The organism is Rhizobium sp. BT-226 (assembly GCF_025847085.2).
Classification (GTDB): domain Bacteria; phylum Pseudomonadota; class Alphaproteobacteria; order Rhizobiales; family Rhizobiaceae; genus Rhizobium; species Rhizobium sophorae.
In genome coordinates, this window is sequence record NZ_JAOYTI010000004.1 from 20,838 (window position 1) to 40,639 (window position 19,802).

13 protein-coding genes are annotated in these 19,802 nt (G+C 61.9%); 12 read left to right on the forward strand and 1 reads right to left on the reverse strand.

Going from position 1 to position 19,802, the window contains the following annotated elements; all coding sequences use genetic code 11:
* Positions 1 to 57: 57 nt before the first annotated feature.
* Positions 58 to 1,668, reverse strand: a complete 1,611-nt coding sequence (locus tag OIU37_RS24695; RefSeq protein ID WP_264258919.1) for a phosphoenolpyruvate carboxykinase — start codon at positions 1,666 to 1,668, stop codon at positions 58 to 60.
* Between the two features lie 337 nt (positions 1,669 to 2,005).
* Between OIU37_RS24695 and OIU37_RS24700 the strand changes: the two genes are divergently transcribed.
* The 12 genes from OIU37_RS24700 to trxA all read left to right on the forward strand — a co-directional run bounded on the left by OIU37_RS24700 (position 2,006) and on the right by trxA (position 19,746).
* Complete coding sequence (locus tag OIU37_RS24700) at positions 2,006 to 2,740, forward strand: response regulator transcription factor (RefSeq protein ID WP_011649862.1); 735 nt, start codon at positions 2,006 to 2,008, stop codon at positions 2,738 to 2,740.
* A gap of 185 nt (positions 2,741 to 2,925) precedes the next feature.
* Positions 2,926 to 4,716: a sensor histidine kinase gene (locus OIU37_RS24705; RefSeq protein ID WP_011649861.1), complete on the forward strand. Its 1,791-nt coding sequence runs from the start codon at positions 2,926 to 2,928 to the stop codon at positions 4,714 to 4,716.
* A complete protein-coding gene (locus tag OIU37_RS24710; RefSeq protein ID WP_171604389.1) occupies positions 4,713 to 5,165 on the forward strand; it encodes an HPr kinase/phosphorylase in 453 nt (150 codons plus the stop codon). The genes OIU37_RS24705 and OIU37_RS24710 overlap by 4 nt, the downstream gene beginning before the upstream one ends.
* Positions 5,166 to 5,315: 150 nt before the next feature.
* On the forward strand, positions 5,316 to 5,717 hold the full coding sequence (locus OIU37_RS24715) for a PTS sugar transporter subunit IIA (protein ID WP_003544139.1): 402 nt from the start codon (positions 5,316 to 5,318) through the stop codon (positions 5,715 to 5,717).
* 9 nt (positions 5,718 to 5,726) lie between these two features.
* On the forward strand, positions 5,727 to 6,002 hold the full coding sequence (locus OIU37_RS24720) for an HPr family phosphocarrier protein (RefSeq protein ID WP_003544133.1): 276 nt from the start codon (positions 5,727 to 5,729) through the stop codon (positions 6,000 to 6,002).
* Positions 6,003 to 6,159: 157 nt separating this feature from the next.
* Positions 6,160 to 7,560, forward strand: coding sequence for an adenosylhomocysteinase (ahcY, locus tag OIU37_RS24725; protein ID WP_264258921.1), 1,401 nt, complete (start codon positions 6,160 to 6,162; stop codon positions 7,558 to 7,560).
* A 203-nt stretch (positions 7,561 to 7,763) separates the two neighbouring features.
* Complete coding sequence (locus tag OIU37_RS24730; RefSeq protein WP_180696647.1) at positions 7,764 to 10,349, forward strand: PAS domain-containing sensor histidine kinase; 2,586 nt, start codon at positions 7,764 to 7,766, stop codon at positions 10,347 to 10,349.
* Complete coding sequence (tsaE, locus tag OIU37_RS24735) at positions 10,346 to 11,863, forward strand: tRNA (adenosine(37)-N6)-threonylcarbamoyltransferase complex ATPase subunit type 1 TsaE (RefSeq protein ID WP_182208684.1); 1,518 nt, start codon at positions 10,346 to 10,348, stop codon at positions 11,861 to 11,863. Before OIU37_RS24730 ends, tsaE begins: the two co-directional genes overlap by 4 nt.
* A 13-nt stretch (positions 11,864 to 11,876) precedes the next feature.
* Positions 11,877 to 12,608, forward strand: coding sequence for a nucleotidyltransferase family protein (locus OIU37_RS24740; protein WP_264258922.1), 732 nt, complete (start codon positions 11,877 to 11,879; stop codon positions 12,606 to 12,608).
* 3 nt (positions 12,609 to 12,611) lie between these two features.
* Positions 12,612 to 15,806, forward strand: coding sequence for a double-strand break repair protein AddB (addB, locus tag OIU37_RS24745; protein WP_264258923.1), 3,195 nt, complete (start codon positions 12,612 to 12,614; stop codon positions 15,804 to 15,806).
* A complete protein-coding gene (gene addA / locus OIU37_RS24750; RefSeq protein ID WP_264258924.1) occupies positions 15,799 to 19,350 on the forward strand; it encodes a double-strand break repair helicase AddA in 3,552 nt (1,183 codons plus the stop codon). Before addB ends, addA begins: the two co-directional genes overlap by 8 nt.
* 75 nt (positions 19,351 to 19,425) lie before the next feature.
* The gene (gene trxA / locus OIU37_RS24755; RefSeq protein WP_003544118.1) at positions 19,426 to 19,746 is read left to right on the forward strand and encodes a thioredoxin; all 321 of its coding nucleotides are present in this window, start codon (positions 19,426 to 19,428) and stop codon (positions 19,744 to 19,746) included.
* Positions 19,747 to 19,802: the final 56 nt, after the last annotated feature.

Genomic DNA, 19,802 nt, shown 5'->3' on the forward strand with positions numbered 1-19,802 from the left:
GGAAAACCCGGCGATCTTGCGATGCCGGGTTTCACGTGAGTCAGAGGTTTGATCTGCTTATTCGGCAGCGACCTTTACGCCGGGGGCCGCATCACGGACGCCGCCATCGACATGATTTTCGAACTTGGCGAAGTTCGCGATGAACATCGAGACCAGCTTTTCGGCCTGTGCGTCATAGGCTGTCTTGTCGGCCCAGGTCGAGCGCGGATCGAGAATGCTGCCATCGACACCGTCGACGGAGACCGGTACGGCGAAGCCGAAGTTCGTGTCAGCACGGAATTCGGCCTGTCCAAGTTCGCCGCTGAGGGCGGCAGCGAGAAGCGCACGCGTCGCCTTGATCGGCATGCGTTTGCCGGTGCCATAGGCGCCGCCGGTCCAGCCGGTATTGACAAGCCAGCATTGGACGCCATGACGGCCGATCAGCTCCTTGAGCAGATTGCCATATTCGGCCGGATGCCGCGGCATGAAAGGCGCGCCGAAGCAGGTGGAGAAGGTCGCTTCCGGCTCGACGACACCCTTTTCGGTGCCGGCCACCTTGGCGGTGTAGCCGGAGAGGAAGTGATACATCGCCTGATCAGGCGTCAATCGGGCGATCGGCGGCATGACGCCAAAGGCATCGGCGGTCAGCATGATGATCGTCTTCGGATGCCCGGCACGGCCGGTTTCCGACGCGTTCGGGATGAAGTCCATCGGATAGGCGCAGCGGGTGTTCTCGGTCAGCGACCCGTCGTCGAAATCCGGCTCGCGGCTTTCGTTCAGCACGACGTTTTCCAGCACGGTGCCGAAGCGCTGCGTTGTTGCATAGATTTCCGGCTCGGCTTCGGCCGAAAGGCGGATGGTCTTGGCGTAGCAGCCGCCTTCGAAGTTGAAGATACCGTTTTCGCTCCAGCCGTGTTCGTCATCGCCGATCAGCGTCCGGGCCGGATCGGCCGAAAGCGTCGTCTTGCCGGTGCCGGAAAGGCCGAAGAACACCGCCGCGTCACCGTCCGGGCCGACATTGGCCGAGCAGTGCATCGGCATCACGCCCTTGGCCGGCAGCAGGTAGTTGAGCACGGTGAAGACCGATTTCTTCATTTCGCCGGCATAGGAGGTGCCGCCGATGAGGACGAGACCGTTGGTGAGATCGCAGGCGATCACCGTTTCCGAACGGCAGCCGTGGCGGGCCGGATCGGCCTTGAAGCTCGGCAGATCGATGATCGTCATTTTCGGCACGAAGCCGGACAGCGCTGCGGTGTCAGGGCGGATCAGCAGATTGCGGATGAACAGCGAATGCCAGGCGAATTCGGTCACGACGCGGGTCGGCAGAGCATGGCCTTCCTCGGCGCCGCCGACGAGATCCTGGACGAAAAGCTCCTTGCCCGCGGCATGCGCCAGCATATCGTCGCGCAGCACGGCGAAATGCTCCGGCGAGATCGGCTTGTTGTTGTCCCACCAGATTTCGCCATCGGTATTGACATCGCGAACGACGAACTTGTCGCGCGGCGAACGGCCGGTGTGCTGGCCGGTGATAGCCCGCAATGCGCCCTGAGCGGTCAGTTCGGCTTCGCCCCGGCGGATCGCTTCTTCATAGAGCGCGGCGGCGGAAAAGTTGTAGCGAACGCTGGCTGCGCCGCCCAATCCCACCGTTGCCAGCTCTATTGCCGGGTTATGAACTCCGAACATTTCCATGGCTAGTTCCCTTCGCTCAGGCTCGTTGCCGTTAAAACTAATCGCGAAAATACGGGCAGAAATTTTAAAACACAAGATGGAAAACTTGAGAAAATGCAGTGATATCAAACAATTAATCGATTTAAATTTATTGTCTTAATTTTAAATCGTTTGAATGGGTCGCGTTTATACATTCAGACGCACTACCTAAGATTGCTGGCGAATTTTACGGCAATCCTCCTCTTTATCTTTGCCACAATTTGTTCCACCTTTATCCTCCATAAGCGCATCCGGTCACTGAGACCGCCTGGGGAGAGCAAATCCGGGAGATTGCGCACTGATGACGGAGACCAACACCATGCCGACAATCGCGCTCGTTGATGACGACCGCAACATCCTCACCTCGGTGTCGATCGCACTGGAGGCCGAAGGATATAAGGTCGAGACGTATACGGACGGTGCTTCGGCGCTCGACGGCCTGCTGGCGCGACCGCCGCAGCTGGCGATCTTCGACATCAAGATGCCGCGCATGGACGGCATGGAACTGCTGCGCCGCCTGCGGCAGAAGTCGGATATTCCCGTCATCTTCCTCACTTCCAAGGATGAGGAGATCGATGAACTCTTCGGCCTGAAGATGGGCGCCGACGATTTCATCACCAAACCTTTTTCGCAGCGTCTGCTGGTGGAGCGCGTGCGCGCCGTCCTGCGGCGCGCGTCAAGCCGCGAAGCCGCCGCCGCCGGTACCAGCCCCACCGGCGCGCCGAAGAATGGCGCGGTGCAGCAAGCCCGCTCGCTGGAGCGCGGACAGCTGGTCATGGACCAGGAACGCCATACCTGCACCTGGAAGGGCGAGGCCGTGACGTTGACGGTGACCGAATTCCTGATCCTGCATTCACTGGCGCAGCGCCCCGGCGTCGTCAAAAGCCGCGACGCGCTGATGGACGCAGCCTATGACGAACAGGTCTATGTCGACGACCGGACCATCGACAGCCACATCAAGCGGCTGCGCAAGAAATTCAAGATGGTCGACACCGACTTTGATATGATTGAAACACTCTACGGAGTGGGATACCGCTTCCGCGAAGCAGCCTGAGCCCCAAGCGGCGCAGCGCGCTCCTGCATAATTCCCTAAATCGGCATCGGTTTAAGGGTCAAATTATGCAGCAGTTCAAAATGTCACAGCGTCCTTGGCGCGTCTGAAAAGACGCGCGGCGCTGTCGGAAATGTTGAGGGCTGCGGGCCGGTCCATCCGGCCCCGCCCTTCGAAAGGGCCTGTCATTGGCACAGTTGGTGCAGGAAAGGGATCTCGACGATGCGGAGGGCGTGAGCACCCGTCGCGTTCGTGGCCGCCGTTGGTCGCATCCCTTCACCCTGATCCGCCGCATCTTCGGTAATGCCGTCTTTTCGAGCCTGACGCGGCGCATCCTGTTCTTCAATCTCGTCGCGCTGGTAGTGCTCGTCGGCGGCATCCTCTACCTTAACCAGTTCCGCGAGGGATTGATCGACGCCCGCGCCGAAAGCCTGTTGACGCAGGGCGAAATCATCGCCGGCGCCGTTTCGGCCTCCGCGTCGGTCGATACGAACTCGATTACCATCGATCCGCAGAAGCTGCTCGAGCTGCAGGCCGGCCAGAGCATCACTCCGGTGCCGAACGACGAGGATCTCGAATTCCCGATCGATCCCGAAAAGGTCGCGCCGGTCCTGCGCCGGCTGATCTCGCCGACGCGCACGCGCGCCCGCATCTTCGATGCCGATGCCAACCTGCTGCTCGATTCGCGCCATCTTTATTCGCGCGGCCAGGTATTGCGCTTCGACCTGCCGCCGGTGGAAGAAGAGAAACAGACTTGGAGCGAGTGGTTCGCCACCTTGTTCAACAAGGCGTTGCAGCCCGGCAATCTGCCGCTCTATAAGGAAGCGCCGGGCGGCGACGGCTCGATCTATCCCGAAGTGATGAATGCGCTCACCGGCGTGCGCGGCGCAGTCGTGCGCACCACCGAAAAAGGTGAACTCATCGTGTCCGTCGCCGTGCCGATCCAGCGCTTCCGCGCCGTGCTCGGCGTGCTGTTGTTGTCGACGCAGGCGGGCGATATCGACAATATCGTCCATGCCGAGCGGCTTGCCATCATGCGCGTCTTCGGCGTAGCGACACTCGTCAACGTGCTGCTTTCGCTGGTGCTGTCGTCGACCATCGCCAATCCGCTGCGCCGTCTTTCGGCAGCCGCCATCCGCGTCCGCCGCGGTGCCAAGACGCGTGAGGAAATTCCCGACTTCTCTGCCCGCCAGGATGAAATCGGCAACCTTTCCATCGCATTGCGCGAGATGACGACGGCGCTCTACGACCGCATCGATGCGATCGAGAGTTTCGCGGCCGATGTCAGCCACGAGCTCAAGAACCCGCTGACCTCGCTGCGCAGCGCCGTCGAAACGCTGCCGCTTGCCCGATCCGACGATTCCAAGAAGCGGCTGATGGACGTCATCCAGCACGATGTCCGCCGCCTCGACCGGCTGATCAGCGATATCTCCGACGCCTCCCGTCTCGACGCCGAACTCGCACGCGTCGATGCCGGCTCCGTCGACATGGAAGTGCTGCTGCGCGACCTCATCGAGGTTTCGCGCCAGGTCAGGAGCACCAAGAAGCAGGTGGAAATCGAATATGCGATCGAACGCAAGCCGAACGTCAAGACGCGCTTCGTCGTCAACGGCCACGATCTACGCATCGGCCAGATTATCGCCAACCTGATCGAGAATGCCCGCTCTTTCGTGCCGGAAAAGGGCGGCAAGATTACCGTGCGGCTGGTGCGGACACGCTCGCGCTGCGTCACCACGATCGAAGACAACGGCCCCGGCATCCAGGCGGAAAATATCGACCGTATCTTCGAACGCTTCTATACGGACCGGCCGGAGGCGGAAGGCTTTGGCCAGAATTCGGGGCTCGGCCTTTCGATCAGCCGGCAGATCGCCGAAGCGCATGGCGGTTCGCTGAGAGCCGAAAACATCACTGATGCCGAGAGCGGGCATATACTCGGCGCGCGCTTCATCCTCTCTCTGCCAATCGGCGCCGCAGCATGACCGAGGCAGCTTTCAACGTCCATGCGACGGCGATCGTCGTCGGCAAGACGGGGCTGCTGTTCAGCGGCCCCTCCGGCTGGGGAAAATCGATGCTGGCCTTCACCTGCATGACCGAGGCGCGCCGGCTCGGGCTTTTCACGGCGCTGGTCGCCGACGACCAGGTCCTTCTCTCAAGAGAGGCCGGAGCGGTGATCGCCACATGCCCGCCGTCGATCACCGGGCTGATCGAACTTCGCGGCACCGGCATCGTTCGTCAGGACCATATTCCAAGAGCGGCCATGCATTATGCCGTGCTTCCGGGCACCGCCACCGGTGAAGACCGGGTGCCTCCCGAGGGCGAAATGGTGAGCCTTGCCGCCGATTTTTCGCTTCCCGCATTGCGGTTGCTCACAGGCGTTTCCTCACCCCTTGCGATCCTGATGGCAAAAGTGCCGGATATCGGGCGCTGAGGCCTTCCGGATTAGTCAATCTGCCTTATATATTCGCATTTTTATCTTGCACTTCGGCTTTTCATAGCCAAGATGTGCCCCCACCGGTGGACGTAATTGCTGCGTTGCGATATTGGGGCCACCGTTTGCGTATATGGGAGCAGTAATATCATGATCGGACTTGTGCTTGTCACTCATGGCAAGCTGGCTGAAGAGTTTCGTCATGCTGTCGAGCACGTCGTCGGTCCTCAGAAATTCATCGAGACGGTCTGTATTGGCCCCGAAGACGACATGGATCAAAGACGGCAGGACATTCTGGAAGCCGTTTCCGGTGCCGATGATGGCCACGGCGTCGTCATCCTGACAGACATGTTCGGCGGCACGCCGTCCAATCTCGCCATATCAGTCATGAGCAGCGGCCATACCGAAGTCATTGCCGGTGTCAATCTGCCGATGTTGATCAAACTTGCCGGCGTGCGCGGCGAGAACAACATGGAGAAGGCGCTGGTCGAGGCCTCCGAAGCCGGGCGGAAATATATCAATGTCGCGAGCCGTGTGCTCAGCGGAAAATGACGGGCATTCATGACATCGCTCTCCCGGGAACTCCTCATTATCAACAAGCGCGGTCTTCACGCGCGCGCTTCCGCCAAATTCGTGCAGATGGTCGAGACCTTCGATGCCGCCATCACCGTTTCCAAGGATGGAATGACGGTCGGCGGAACCTCCATCATGGGCCTGATGATGCTTGCAGCAAGCCCCGGCTCGAGCGTCGTCGTTTCGGCAAGCGGCAGCCAGGCCGAGGAAGCGCTGGAGGCCCTGGACCAGCTGATCCAGAACAGGTTCGGCGAGGAGATGTGAGCTCCGGTCGAGTTCATATAAACATATAAAGACTTCTTTATATCCTTATTGCCATCACCGGCGAAGCCTGCTAAACGGCGGACATGCCGTGCGCTTGCACGCGGGTCATCTTCGCGCCTGCGCCAATTTTGAGACGTTTTTCAGCCTGGAGGCCTCTATGAGCACTGAAAAAGATTATGTCGTCGCCGATATCGGGCTTGCGGATTTCGGCCGCAAGGAAATTACGATCGCCGAAACCGAAATGCCGGGGCTGATGTCCTGCCGCACCGAATTCGGCCAGACAAAGCCGCTGAAGGGCGCGCGCATCACCGGCTCGCTGCACATGACTATCCAGACGGCCGTGCTCATCGAGACGCTGGTCGCGCTCGGCGCCGAAGTCCGCTGGGCCTCGTGCAACATCTTCTCGACGCAGGATCATGCCGCTGCCGCGATCGCCGCTTCCGGCGTGCCTGTCTTCGCCATCAAGGGCGAATCGCTTGAAGATTACTGGGTCTATACCGACAAGATCTTCCAGTGGGCCGATGGCGGCCTTTCCAACATGATCCTCGATGACGGTGGCGACGCCACCATGTACATCCTGCTTGGCGCCCGTACAGAAGCCGGCGAGGACGTGCTGTCTCATCCGCATTCCGAAGAAGAGGAAATCCTCTTCGCACAGATCAAGAAGCGCCTAGCCGCTTCGCCTGGCTGGTTTACCAAGCAGCGCGACGCGATCAAGGGCGTCACCGAGGAAACGACGACCGGCGTCAACCGCCTTTACCAGCTCAGCCAGAAGGGCCTGCTGCCTTTCCCGGCGATCAACGTCAACGACTCGGTCACCAAGTCGAAGTTCGACAACAAGTATGGCTGCAAGGAATCGCTGGTCGACGGCATTCGTCGCGGCACCGACGTCATGATGGCCGGCAAGGTTGCCGTCGTCTGCGGCTACGGCGACGTCGGCAAGGGTTCTGCCGCTTCGCTCTCCGGCGCCGGCGCCCGCGTCAAGGTGACCGAAGCCGATCCGATCTGCGCATTGCAGGCTGCGATGGACGGTTATGAAGTCGTCTTGCTCGAAGACGTCGTTTCCTCGGCCGATATCTTCATCACCACCACCGGCAACAAGGACGTCATCCGCATCGATCATATGCGGGCGATGAAGGATATGGCGATCGTCGGCAATATCGGTCACTTCGACAACGAAATCGAAGTCGCTGCATTGCGCAATCTCAAGTGGACCAACGTCAAGCCGCAGGTCGACCTGATCGAATTCCCCAAGGGCAACCGCATCATCCTTCTTTCCGAAGGCCGTCTGCTCAACCTCGGCAACGCCACCGGCCATCCGTCCTTCGTGATGTCGGCTTCGTTCACCAACCAGACGCTGGCGCAGATCGAGCTCTTCACCAAGCCCGACCAGTATGCCAATCAGGTCTATATCCTGCCGAAGCATCTCGATGAAAAGGTCGCACGCCTGCATCTCGACAAGCTCGGCGTGAAGCTGACGGAGCTTTCTGAGGAACAGGCTGCCTATATCGGCGTCTCGCCGAAGGGCCCGTTCAAGTCCGACCACTACAGATATTGATCTGATCGATAATATCCACAAGATGTAGAAGCCACGGCATTGACAAATGCCGTGGCTTATTTTTTGGACGCTCCCTTCCCGCCGATTCCCTTCCGAAGTATTGTTTTAAGACTTGATTCGTGGCGCCGGACCCTGTCCGACCGCTGCGAAAATGGGATGTCTTGTCGTAATGCGGCACATTGAAGGACGGAGACATACCGCGGATGTCGGAAATGAAAAGCAGCCTGCCCGATCAGGCGGATGATGGCGCTCGCGCCGATCGCCGCCCGCTCATGGCAGGCCAAGGATATAAATCTGCAACGGCACACGAGGCCGCAAAGCAAGAGCACGGACCATTGGCGCGCTTCCTGAAAAGCTGCGCGGCCGGCACGGCGCTTGCCGCGCTGGCGCGGCCGGCTCTGGCACAAGCGGAGCAGCAGGCGGCCGCCTCGGCTCACCTCTTCACATCCTCGCAGGTGATCGGTGTTTCCGTCGTCATCGGCGTCATATCGGCAGCCTTGCTGTCGACGCTGTGGCTCGTGCGCCAGCGCGGCAACCTGGAAAACGAGAGCCGGGAAATCCGCTCGGCGCTCTCCGATGCCCAGCAGCGCATTTCGCAATACCAGGCTCTGATCGCCGACAAGAACCGGCGGATCGTCATCTGGGACGGCAATGCACGCCCCGAACTGCTCGGCCAGCTTCCGCCCGAGACCGGCGCGCCGCAGGACGGCGAATTCCTGGCCTTCGGCCTGTGGCTGAAGTCACGCTCGGCTTCCGAGCTGGAAAAAGCGATTGACCGGCTGCGCGACGAAGCGCAGAGCTTCGACATGGTGGTCGAAACCATCCGCGACGAAATCCTCGAGGCGCAGGGCCGGGTTTCCGGCGGGCGCGCCTTCGTCCGTTTCGTGGCGCTCAACAATCTGCGCGCCGAGCTCGCAGAGCTCAGGATCGAGCGCGACCGGCTGATGACCTCGATCTCGGCCTTCCAGACCATGCTCGACGCGATCGACATGCCGGCCTGGCAGCGCGATCCGGTGGGCCGCCTCACCTGGGTCAACCAGGCTTATGGCGAGGCGGTCGAAGCGCGATCGCCGCAGCAGGCGATCAATGAAGGCCGCGAGATGCTGACGACCGTCGCGCGCGAACGCATTCGCGCGACGACGACGCCGGAATCGCCCTTCCACGACAAGATCTCGACGGTCGTGCACGGCAACCGCACGTTCTTCGACGTCGTCGACGTCAGGCTTCCCGGCGGCTCGGCCGGCATCGCGATCGATGTGTCCGACATAGAGGCAGTGCGCGCCGAGCTGGAACGGACGCTGAAGAGCCATGCCGAAACGCTCGACCATCTCGCCACACCTGTTGCCATCTTCGACGGCGACCGCCGGCTGCAATTCTACAACCAGGCCTTCGTTGCGCTCTGGGAGCTGGATATCGCCTTCCTCGAAGGCCGGCCCGACAATAGCGAGCTGCTCGAACGGCTGCGGGCTGCCAAGAAGCTGCCGGACCAGCTCAACTGGAAAAGCTGGAAGGAAGCAGCACTTTCCGTCTATCGCGCGCTCGACACGCAATCCGATCTCTGGCACCTGCCGAACGGGCAGACGTTGCGGGTCTTTGCGACCGCCCATCCGCAGGGCGGCGCCACCTGGGTGTTCGAAAACCTGACCGAACAGGTCGATCTCGAAACGCGCTACAACACGCTGGTCAAGGTGCAGGGCGAAACGATCGACCATCTTTCGGAAGGTGTGGCGGTGTTCGGTCCTGATGGACGCATCCGCCTTTCGAACCCGGCCTTCCGCGCCCTCTGGGGGATCACCGAAACCGAAGCCAAGCCCGGCACCCATATCCGTGCGCTCGGCGATGCCTGCGCGCCGTCCTATGATCGGCCGGACGGCTGGAAGACCTTCGCGGAACTGATCACCAGCTTCGACGACGAACGCCGCTCGGGCCAAGGAACGCTGGAACTCTTCTCCGGCCTCGTGCTCGACTATGCCGTCATCCCGCTGCCGAACGCGCAGACCATGCTAACCTTCGTCAACATGACGGACAGCGTGCGTGCCGAGCGGGCGCTGACCGAGAAGAACGAGGCGCTGCGCAAGGCCGACGAACTGAAGAACGATTTCGTCCAGCACGTTTCCTACGAACTGCGCTCGCCGCTGACCAACATTATCGGCTTTACCGATCTCCTGCGCACGCAGGGCGTCGGGCCGCTGAACGAGCGGCAGGCCGAATATATCGACCACATTTCGACCTCATCCTCGGTTCTGTTGACACTCGTCAACGATATTCTCGACTTAGCGACGGTCGATGCCGGCATCATGCGCCTCAATTATGCGGATATCGATCTCAACGACCTGCTCGACGACGTCTCGATGCAGATCGCTGACCGCCTCCACGAAAGCGGCGTGGCGCTTGAAATCACCGCCCCGGCCTATCTCGGCTCGATAGTTGCCGATCCGCAACGGCTGAAGCAGATCCTTCTGAAGCTTCTGTCCAATGCGGCCAATTTCTCGCCCGAAGGAACCTCGATCTCACTGGAATGCCATCGCGAAGGCACGGATTTCGTCTTCTCCGTCAGCGATCGCGGCCCAGGCATCTCACCTGACATGATCGCGACCGTCTTCGACCGTTTTGCCACAGGGGCGAAAAGCGGCAAACGCGGCGGCGCCGGCCTCGGCCTCTCGATCGTCGACAGCTTCGTCAGTCTGCATCATGGCGACGTGACGATCGACAGCGAGCCGGGCAAGGGCACGACCGTCGTCTGCCGTATCCCCTCGGTCGATGTACCGCATTCCGCTGCCGCCGAATGACGACCAGTGACGCGATCTCGCTTTTCTTGAAAGACGAGGCGGCTACCATCCGCCTCGGCGAAGACCTGGCGCTGGCCCTGAAAGCCGGCGATTGCCTTGCCCTTTCCGGCGATCTCGGCGCGGGGAAATCCTCACTTGCCCGCGCGATCCTGCGCGCCATGGCCGATGACGAAGGGCTCGAGGTCCCGAGCCCGACCTTCACGCTGGTGCAATCCTACGATCTGCGCATCGCCGTTTCGCATTTCGATCTCTACCGGCTCGGCGACCCCACCGAACTGACGGAACTCGGCTTCGACGAGGCTCTGCAGAATGGTATCTGTCTCGTCGAATGGCCGGAGATGGCGGAAAGCGAACTGCCCGCTGAGCGCATCAACCTGACGCTGGCGCATGAAGGCAACGGCCGCCGGGCAACGATCAAAGCCGCTGGCGCGCAAAATGCACGCATCCGCCGCGTCCTGGCGATCCGCGCTTTCCTTGATACCGCCGGCTACCCCGCAGCGAAACGCCGCTTCCTGACCGGTGATGCCTCGTTGCGTGCCTATGAGGCGATCTATCCGCAAGCCGGGAACCAACGCATCATCCTAATGGACTGGCCGCCGCTTGCTGAAGGCCCGCCGGTTCTCGACGGCAAACCTTATCCCAAAGTCGCGCATCTTGCCGAAAACGCTTATCCCTTCGTGGCGATCGCCGATACGCTGCGCAAGGACGGTTTTGCGGCGCCCGAAGTCTACAAGGTGGATTATGATCAGGGTATCCTGCTGATAGAAGATCTTGGCAGCGAAGGCGTGCTGGGTCCCCACGGACAGCCGATCATAGAACGCTATCGCGAAAGCGTTGCCTGCCTGGCCAGACTGCACGCCTTGAAATTTCCGCAGGACATCCCTGTTGGAAAGGGGCATGTCCATCATATTCCTGATTTCGACCGCACGGCGATGAAGATGGAGGTGCGGCTGGTGCTCGACTGGCACCTGCCCTGGAAGCGTCAGGGCGCACCCGTAGCGGAAGCCGAACGGGCGGAATATCTGGCGATCTGGGATGCGCTCATCGATGAGCTCGCAATGGCCGAGAAGAACCTGCTGCTGCGCGACTTCCACTCGCCGAACATCATCTGGCGGGAACATGAAAGCGGTATTCGCAAGATCGGCCTCATCGATTTCCAAGACGCGATGATCGGCCCCACGGCTTATGACCTTGCCTCGATCGTCCAGGATGCGCGCGTAACGATCGAGCCGGACCTCTTCCGGCAGCTGATGGATGATTATCTGATGCTTCGCCGCGCGCAGGCCGGTTTCGACGAGGCCGGCTTCATGAAAGCCTGGGCGATCATGTCGGCGCAGCGCAATTGCAAGCTTGCCGGCCTCTGGGTGCGCCTGTTGCAGCGCGACGGCAAGCCGGGCTATCTGAAACATATGCCGCGCACGCTCGCCTATCTGAACGTCGCGCTCGAGCATGAGACGCTTGCCCCCTTGCGCGATTGGTGCACAAGGGCTGGAATAGGCCAGAGCGAATCATAAGTTCCGGATCAGAATGACCATCAGACAAGCCATGGTACTGGCCGCGGGTCTCGGAACCCGCATGCGCCCGATCACCGATACGATCCCGAAGCCGCTGGTGAAGATCGACGGCAAGCCGATGATCGACTACGCCCTGGATTCCCTGGTGGCGGCCGGCGTCGAACGGGCTGTCGTCAACGTTCACCATCACGCCGGCCAGATGCTCGATCATCTCGGGAACTATCAAGGCCTCGACATCGCCATTTCCGATGAGCAGGAAGCGCTGATGAATTCCGGCGGCGGCCTGGCAAAGGGCCTGACGCTGCTGACCCGCGACAATATCTTCGTCATGAATGCCGACCTCTTCTGGATCGGCGAACAGCCGGGGCGGCCAACGAATCTGCAACGCTTAGCCGGATTCTTCGATGCGCAACACATGGACATGGCGCTGCTTTGCGTTGGGATCGAGGATACGACGGGTCACAACGGCAAGAACGACTTCAGTCTCGCGGCCGATGGTCGGCTGACGCGTTATCGCGACGATCCCTCCAATCCCGTCGTCTATGCCGGCGCGATCGCCATGAACCCGTCGCTGTTCGACGATGCACCAAAGGATGCCTTCAACCTCAATATCTATTTCGACAAGGCGATCGCGCGCAGACGGCTTTTCGGCATGGTGCTCGAAGGCCATTGGCTGACGGTCGGCACGCCGGAGGCAATCGGCGAGGCGGAGGAAACGATCCGCAGGTTGCGGGCGTTTGCCTGAGCCATGGTGGAGCGGCACCAGCCACGCATCCTGACGATCCCGGCGGGCCTCTCCTTCCTGAAAACGCTGGCGACGACACTTTGCGACGGCCGCTTGACGCCGCTTTTCCGGCACGACGCCGATGATCCGCTATCGCTTGCCAAAGTGACGATCTACCTGCCGACCCGGCGCGCCGTGCGTGTGCTGCGCTCGGAATTTGTCGACCTGCTCGGCGGCCGATCAGCGATCCTCCCCGTCATCCGCCCGCTCGGCGAAACCGATGACGATAGCGGCTATTTCGACGAGGCGCTGCCGGCAACGATCGATCTCGCCCAGCCGCTGTCGAATACCGCCCGCCTGCTGGAGCTTGCGCGCCTCATCCTTGCCTGGCGAAACAAGCTGCCGGAGATCGTCCGCCACATTCATTCGGACTCGCCGCTCGTCGCGCCGGCAAGCCCGGCAGATGCGATCTGGCTCGCCCGCAATCTTGCCGAGCTGATCGACTCCATCGAGACCGAGGATCTCGACTGGTCGGAGCTGTCGAAACTCGATACCGGCGATTATGCCGCCTGGTGGCAGCTGACGGCGGAGTTCCTGCAGATCGCCAGCGCATTCTGGCCGGAGCGGCTGTCCGAACTCGGCAAATCCTCGCCGGCGCGGCACAGAAACGCCATTCTCCGGGCCGAAGCAAGCCGGCTTTCGGCGACGAAACCCGCGGGGCCGATCATCATCGCCGGCTCGACGGGTTCGGTTCCCGCCACCGCCGATCTCATCGCCGCCGTCGCCAATCTGCCTGAAGGGGTGATCGTGCTGCCGGGTCTCGATCTCTCCATGCTTGAAAAGCACTGGCAGATGGTCGCGCCGGAACCGGTGCCCGGCCAACATGCCAATCCGGCAAGCCGGAGCCATCCGCAATATGGTCTGTCGCTGCTGCTCAAGCGGCTGAAGCTGACGCGGGCCGACGTCACGCTCCTCGACAGACCGGAGGCCGATCTTGACCGGCGCGCCGAAATCCTGTCGCGGGCCCTTGCTCCGGCGGAGGCGACCAGCGACTGGGGAGCGTGGAAGAGCGATCTCCCGGCAGGCGCGCTGTCTTCGGCCTTCTCCGATGTTTCGCTGATCGAAGCCGCCAATGAGCGGGAGGAAGCAACGGCGATTGCCATCGCGCTCAGGCTGGCATTGGAGAGGTCGGGACTGGACGGCGAAAGCCGGGCAGCCCTCATCACGCCGGACCGCAATCTCGCTCGGCGGGTGATGGCTGAGCTTTCGCGCTTCGGCATCCTCGCCGATGATTCGGCGGGTACGCCGCTTTCAGCCATACCGCAGGGCACGCTTTTGCAATTGCTGCTGGAGGCAGCGCTGCGGCCGGGCGATCCGGTGGCGATCATCTCGCTGCTCAAACATCCGCTTGCCTGCTTCGGCCTGGAGCGCGGCGCGTTGATTTCCGCTACCGAGGCGCTCGAGCTGCTGGCGCTGCGCGGCGGTGTGGCCGAGGTGGATATCAGCACGCTTGAGCCGCTGCTGACCCACCAACTTGCCGAACAGGCGCTGGACAGGCACGCACCGCAATGGCGAAAGGCGCTTTCACCTGAGGCCGCCGACGCCGCATACGACCTTGCCCGGCGGGTCACACAAGCGACCGAGCCGCTGGCTTCGGCGCTGATGCGGCATCGGCCGGAGGATCGCGGAAGGACGGCAAGCTTCACTTTGTCCGAATGGGCGGAGCGCACCGGTCGTTCGCTGGAAGCCGTTGCGGCCGATCCGCGAGGCAATCTCGCCGATCTCTGGTCCAACGAAGCGGGAGACGCTCTCGCCGCTCTGCTCAGCGAAGTGATCGACACCAACGGCCAGATGGAGGCCGACGGGCCGCAATGGATCGACATCATGGCAGCCCTTGCCGCCGGTCATGCGGTGAAGCCCCGGGCGCTCAGCCATCCCCGCCTCTTCATCTTCGGCACGCTGGAAGCCCGCCTGCAGAGCGTCGATACGTTGATCCTCGGCGGCCTGAACGAAGGCACCTGGCCGGGACAGACCGCCAACAATCCCTTCATTCCGCGAATGATGAAGACGGAGATCGGCCTCGAGCCGCCGGAGCGGCGTATCGGCCAGTTGGCGCATGATTTCGAGATGGCAAACGGTACGCGCCATCTGATCTATTCGCGCGCGCTACGCCAGGGCTCAACGCCGACCGTTGCCTCGCGTTGGCTGCAGCGGCTGCTGGCGCTGGGCGGAGAGGCATTCGAAGCGGAATTGAAGGGCCGCGGCAACCGGTTTCTCCAATGGGCCGGTCTCATCGATCGGGGAGATGCTCAGGCGCCAGCGCAACGACCCTCGCCGAAACCGCCGCTGGCGCTGCAGCCGAAATCCTATTCCTTCAGCGAAGTCGGCCGGCTGCGCCGAGATCCCTATGCCATCTATGCCCGTCGCATCCTGCGGCTCGACCCCCTCGATCCGTTCAATCGCGATCCGGGTGCGGCCGAACGCGGGACGCTCTACCACAAGATCATCGACCGTTTCATTCGCGAAGCCCATATCGCCGGCGCGCCGGATGCGGCAGCGGCGATGGAGCGCATTCTTTCCGAGCTTTTCGACATGGAAAAGTTGCCGCCTCATATCGATGCCGTATGGCGGCCGCGCTTTCGCGCGGTGGCCCGCGCCTTCCTCGAATGGGAGGCTGGACGCCGGCATGGCATCCTGAAAACGCTGACGGAAGTACGGGGTGGCATGGAGCTGGAGTCGATCAATATCCGGCTCACCGGCGTCGCGGACCGGATCGACATAACAGGACCGCATTCGGCCGACATTATCGACTACAAGACTGGCTACAATCCTTCGCCGGCGCAGGCGCGCGTGCTTCTCGATCCGCAGCTTGCGCTCGAAGCGGCGGCCTTGAGTGCCGGCGCCTTCCGTGATGCCGGCAGCCTCGTGCCGCAGGACCTTCTCTATGTGCGTCTGCGACCCGGAAGCCGCTTCCAGGTCGATACCGTCAACAACGAGAGCTCGGCGCGCAGCGACAAGGCGAGATCGGCGATGGATCTCGCAGCCGAATCGATCGACCAGCTGGTCAAATTCGCGGGGTTGCTGCAATCCAGCGAAAGAGGCTTCACTTCGCGGCTGATCCCGGCCCAGCAATTCGATTTCGGCGGCGACTATGATCATCTTGCCCGCGTCTCCGAATGGTCGACCGCCGAAACCGAAGAGGGCGGCGGTGATGAGTGATGTGACCGCCCTTCCCAACGACGACGATCCCGGCGCCTGGATCGGCTGGACGACGATCCAGCAGGCGATTGCCTCCGATCCACTGCGTTCGGCATGGGTCTCGGCCAATGCCGGTTCCGGCAAGACACATGTATTGACACAGCGCGTCATCCGGCTGCTGCTTGCCGGGGCGCGGCCTTCCGCCATTTTATGCCTCACCTACACCAAGGCTGCGGCATCGGAAATGTCGAACCGGGTCTTCGAACGGCTGGCGGAATGGGTGGTGCTTGACGATGAAGACCTCGGCCGGCGGATCACGCAGATCGAGGGTACAGCTCCCGACGGACTGAAGCTTGCCGAGGCCCGCCGGCTGTTTGCCAAGGCGCTGGAGACACCCGGCGGACTGAAGATCCTGACGATCCATGCCTTTTGCGAGGCGCTGCTGCATCAGTTCCCACTGGAGGCCAACGTTGCCGGTCATTTCTCGGTTCTCGACGATCGCGCGGCGGTGGCGCTGCTTTCCGATGCGCGCCGGGCGCTGCTGACGGCAACCGCGCCTGACGAAGACAGCGCCCTTGCTGAGGCATTCGCCTACGTGCTCAATCTCGGCGACGAATCCGGACTGGAGAACCTGCTCGGCGACATCGTCGCCAACCGCAATGCCATTCGTCGTTTCACGGCGACGGCCGAACAGCAAGGCGGCGTGGAAATGGTTCTGCGCAAGAGGCTCGGCCTTGCCGCCGGCGACACGGAAGACAGGATCGCGGCGCAATATTGGCCTTTGCCGGAGCTTTCGGGTGGCACGCTGGAGCTTTATCTTTCGCTCGCCGACCAGAAAGGCGGCGCGAAGGCGCAGGAGGTTGCCTATGGCCTCAGGCTCGCCGGGCGGGAGCGCGATGACGCAAGGCGCGCTGAGATCCTCGAGAAAATCTTTCTGACAGTGAAGGGCGAGTCCAAGGCGGACTCGCAATTCCTCGTCAAGGCCATGCTTGCCGAGGCACCGCAGCTGGCAGGGGCTATCGCCATTGCCCGCGCGCATGTCGCAGCAAGCCGCGACCGGCTGAAACTGATGCGGATGTACGGCGCCACGCATGCGGCGCTCGTGCTCGCCGACCGGCTGAATCACGACTATGAGGAGTTGAAGAAGCAACGCAGCCAGCTCGATTTCGAGGACCTGATCACCCGGACCGCCGACCTCCTGACGAAAAGTGGCGTCGGCCCCTGGATCCACTACAAGCTTGATCGGGGTATCGATCATATCCTCGTCGACGAGGCGCAGGATACCAGCCCGATCCAGTGGAGCGTCATCCAGTCGCTCGCCGAAGATTTCTTCTCCGGCGAAAGCGCCCGGCCGATCGTGCGCACGCTGTTTGCCGTCGGCGATGAAAAGCAGTCGATCTATTCCTTCCAGGGGGCGCGGCCTGAGCGTTTTTCCGAGGAGAGCGACCGGACGCGGCGGCGCGTTTCCGACAGCGGGCAGAGCTTTTCTTCCGTGCGGCTGCCGCTCTCCTTCCGCTCGACCGCCGACGTGCTCGAGGCCGTCGACCACATTTTCAAGGCGCCCGAGAACGCGCGCGGCCTCAGCGCGCTCGGCGAACCGGTCGTGCATCGCTCCAGCCGCATCGGGCATCCCGGCGCCGTCGATCTCTGGGAGATGGTTGCGCCGGAAGCGGTGGTGAAGGAGGAGGACTGGACGGCGCCCTTCGATGCGACGCCGGAAAGCGCGCCGGCCGCAATCCTCGCGCGGCGGATCGCCCATTCGATCGGCACACTCGTCGGCCGCGAGACGATTGTCGACAAAGGCAAGGAGCGCCTGATCGAGGCCGGCGACATCCTGGTGCTGGTGCGCAAGCGCGACGCCTTCGTCAATGCGTTGACGCGCGCGTTGAAGCGCCGCGGCGATATTCCCGTCGCCGGTGCGGACAGGCTAGTGCTGACCAGCCATATCGCCGTGCAGGATCTGCTGGCGCTCGGCCGTTTCTTGCTTCTGCCGGAAGACGATCTTTCGCTCGCCGCCGTGCTCAAGAGCCCGCTTTTCGATCTCTCGGAGCACGACATCTTCGCGATCGCCGCGTTGCGCGGCGACAATGAAAGCGTCTGGAGCCATCTCAGAAGCTTCGCCGCCGACGGCACCGAGCGTTTCCGCGCTGCCGTCGAGAGGCTGGAGCTGTTTCTCCGGCAGTCCAGGAGCCTGTCGGTCCATGATTTCTATGCGCGCGTGCTGGGCAGCTATGGCGGGCGGCGGCAATTCCTTGCCCGTCTCGGCACCGAGGTCAGCGATATCCTCGACGAATTCCTGACCTTCACGCTCGACCATGAGAGCTCCGGCCTTCCCGGGCTGCAATCCTTCATCTCGACGCTGGAGCTCGAAGCCCCGGTGATGAAGCGCGAGCAGGACAAGGGGCGCAACGAGGTGCGAATCATGACGGTGCATGCCTCCAAGGGTCTTGAAGCACCGATCGTTTTCCTCGTCGATGGTGGTTCGAAGGCCTTCACCCATACCCATCTTCCGAAGCTTCGCCTGATCGAGACCGGCCCAGACGAGCCGCCAATGCCCGTCTGGGTTCCTGTCTCGGATCTTTCCAATTCGCTGACCCAGGACGATGCCGCACGTATCCAGATGCTGGCGGAAGAGGAATATCGCCGGCTGCTCTATGTCGCCATGACGCGCGCCGCCGACCGGCTGGTCGTCTGCGGCTATCGTGGCGTGCGTGTGAATAACGACACCTGGCATATGATGATTTCGGCAGCACTCAGCGACGACCATCCGCATGTGGAGGCGACCACATTCTCCGGTCCCGATGGGGAATGGCCGGGCATCAAATGGCGGGTGCCGCGGGTGGGACGAAGCTTCGAGCGTATCGATCGCAGCGAAGAGCGCGGCAGCGAGGAGACTTTGCCGGACGGCCTGTTGCGGCCATTGCCGCCGCAGGCTGAGCTGCCCCGGCCGCTCAGTCCTTCCGGTGCCGGGACGATTATCGATGAAGATGAGGGCGGTCTGCTCGTCATTTCGCCGCTGTTCGGCGAGAAGGGGCGCAGCGATCGTTCACTGGAGAAGGGCCGGCTGATCCACCGCATGCTGCAGGCGCTTCCCGAAATTCCGTCTGGCGAGCGGCCTGATGCGGCGAGCCGCTATGCCGAACGCGCGGCGCGATTCTGGCCGGAAGGAGAACGGCGCAAGCTTGTCGATTCGGTTCTGAAACTATTGGACGAGGAAGGCCTGCAGGCCGTCCTCGGTGCGCAGGCCCAACCCGAGGTCTCGATCATGGGAACATTGACGCTCGACGATCGGCGCTATGCCGTCTCCGGCCGCATCGACCGGCTTGCCGTCCTTGCCGATCGCGTCGTCATTCTCGACTACAAGACCAATCGGGTGCCGCCGACAACAGAAGCGGCTGTCCCCTTCGCGCATCGGGCGCAGCTGGCGATCTATCGCGAGATCCTGGCGCCGCTCTATCCTGATAAGCGTATCGATTGCATGCTTGTCTATACCGAGAATGCCTCGCTCTTCACGCTAAGCGAAAAGGCGCTCGGTTTGGCGCTTGCAGCGGTCAAGACAAAGTGAAATACCGGACATTGAAAATTCGGCACCGCACCATCACATGTGGTTCAACACCCAATTCCGTTAAAGGAGCAGCCCATGGCTACCGTGAAAGTCGATATCAATAACTTCCAGTCGGAAGTTCTGGAATCCGCAGAACCCGTCGTCGTCGATTTCTGGGCTGAATGGTGCGGCCCCTGCAAGATGATTGCTCCGAGCCTCGAAGAAATCGCCGTCGAGATGGAAGGCAAGGTCAAGGTCGCCAAGCTCAATATCGATGAGAACCCGGAACTCGCTGCACAGTTTGGTGTGCGCTCTATTCCGACCCTTGCAATCTTCAAGGGCGGCGAAGTTGCCGATATCTCTGTCGGTGCAAAGCCGAAGACGGCTCTTTCGAACTGGATTTCCAGCGCTGCCTGATTGATACCGACCAATTTATATCGCATTGACGAAAAGCCCGGCTCGACCGGGCTTTT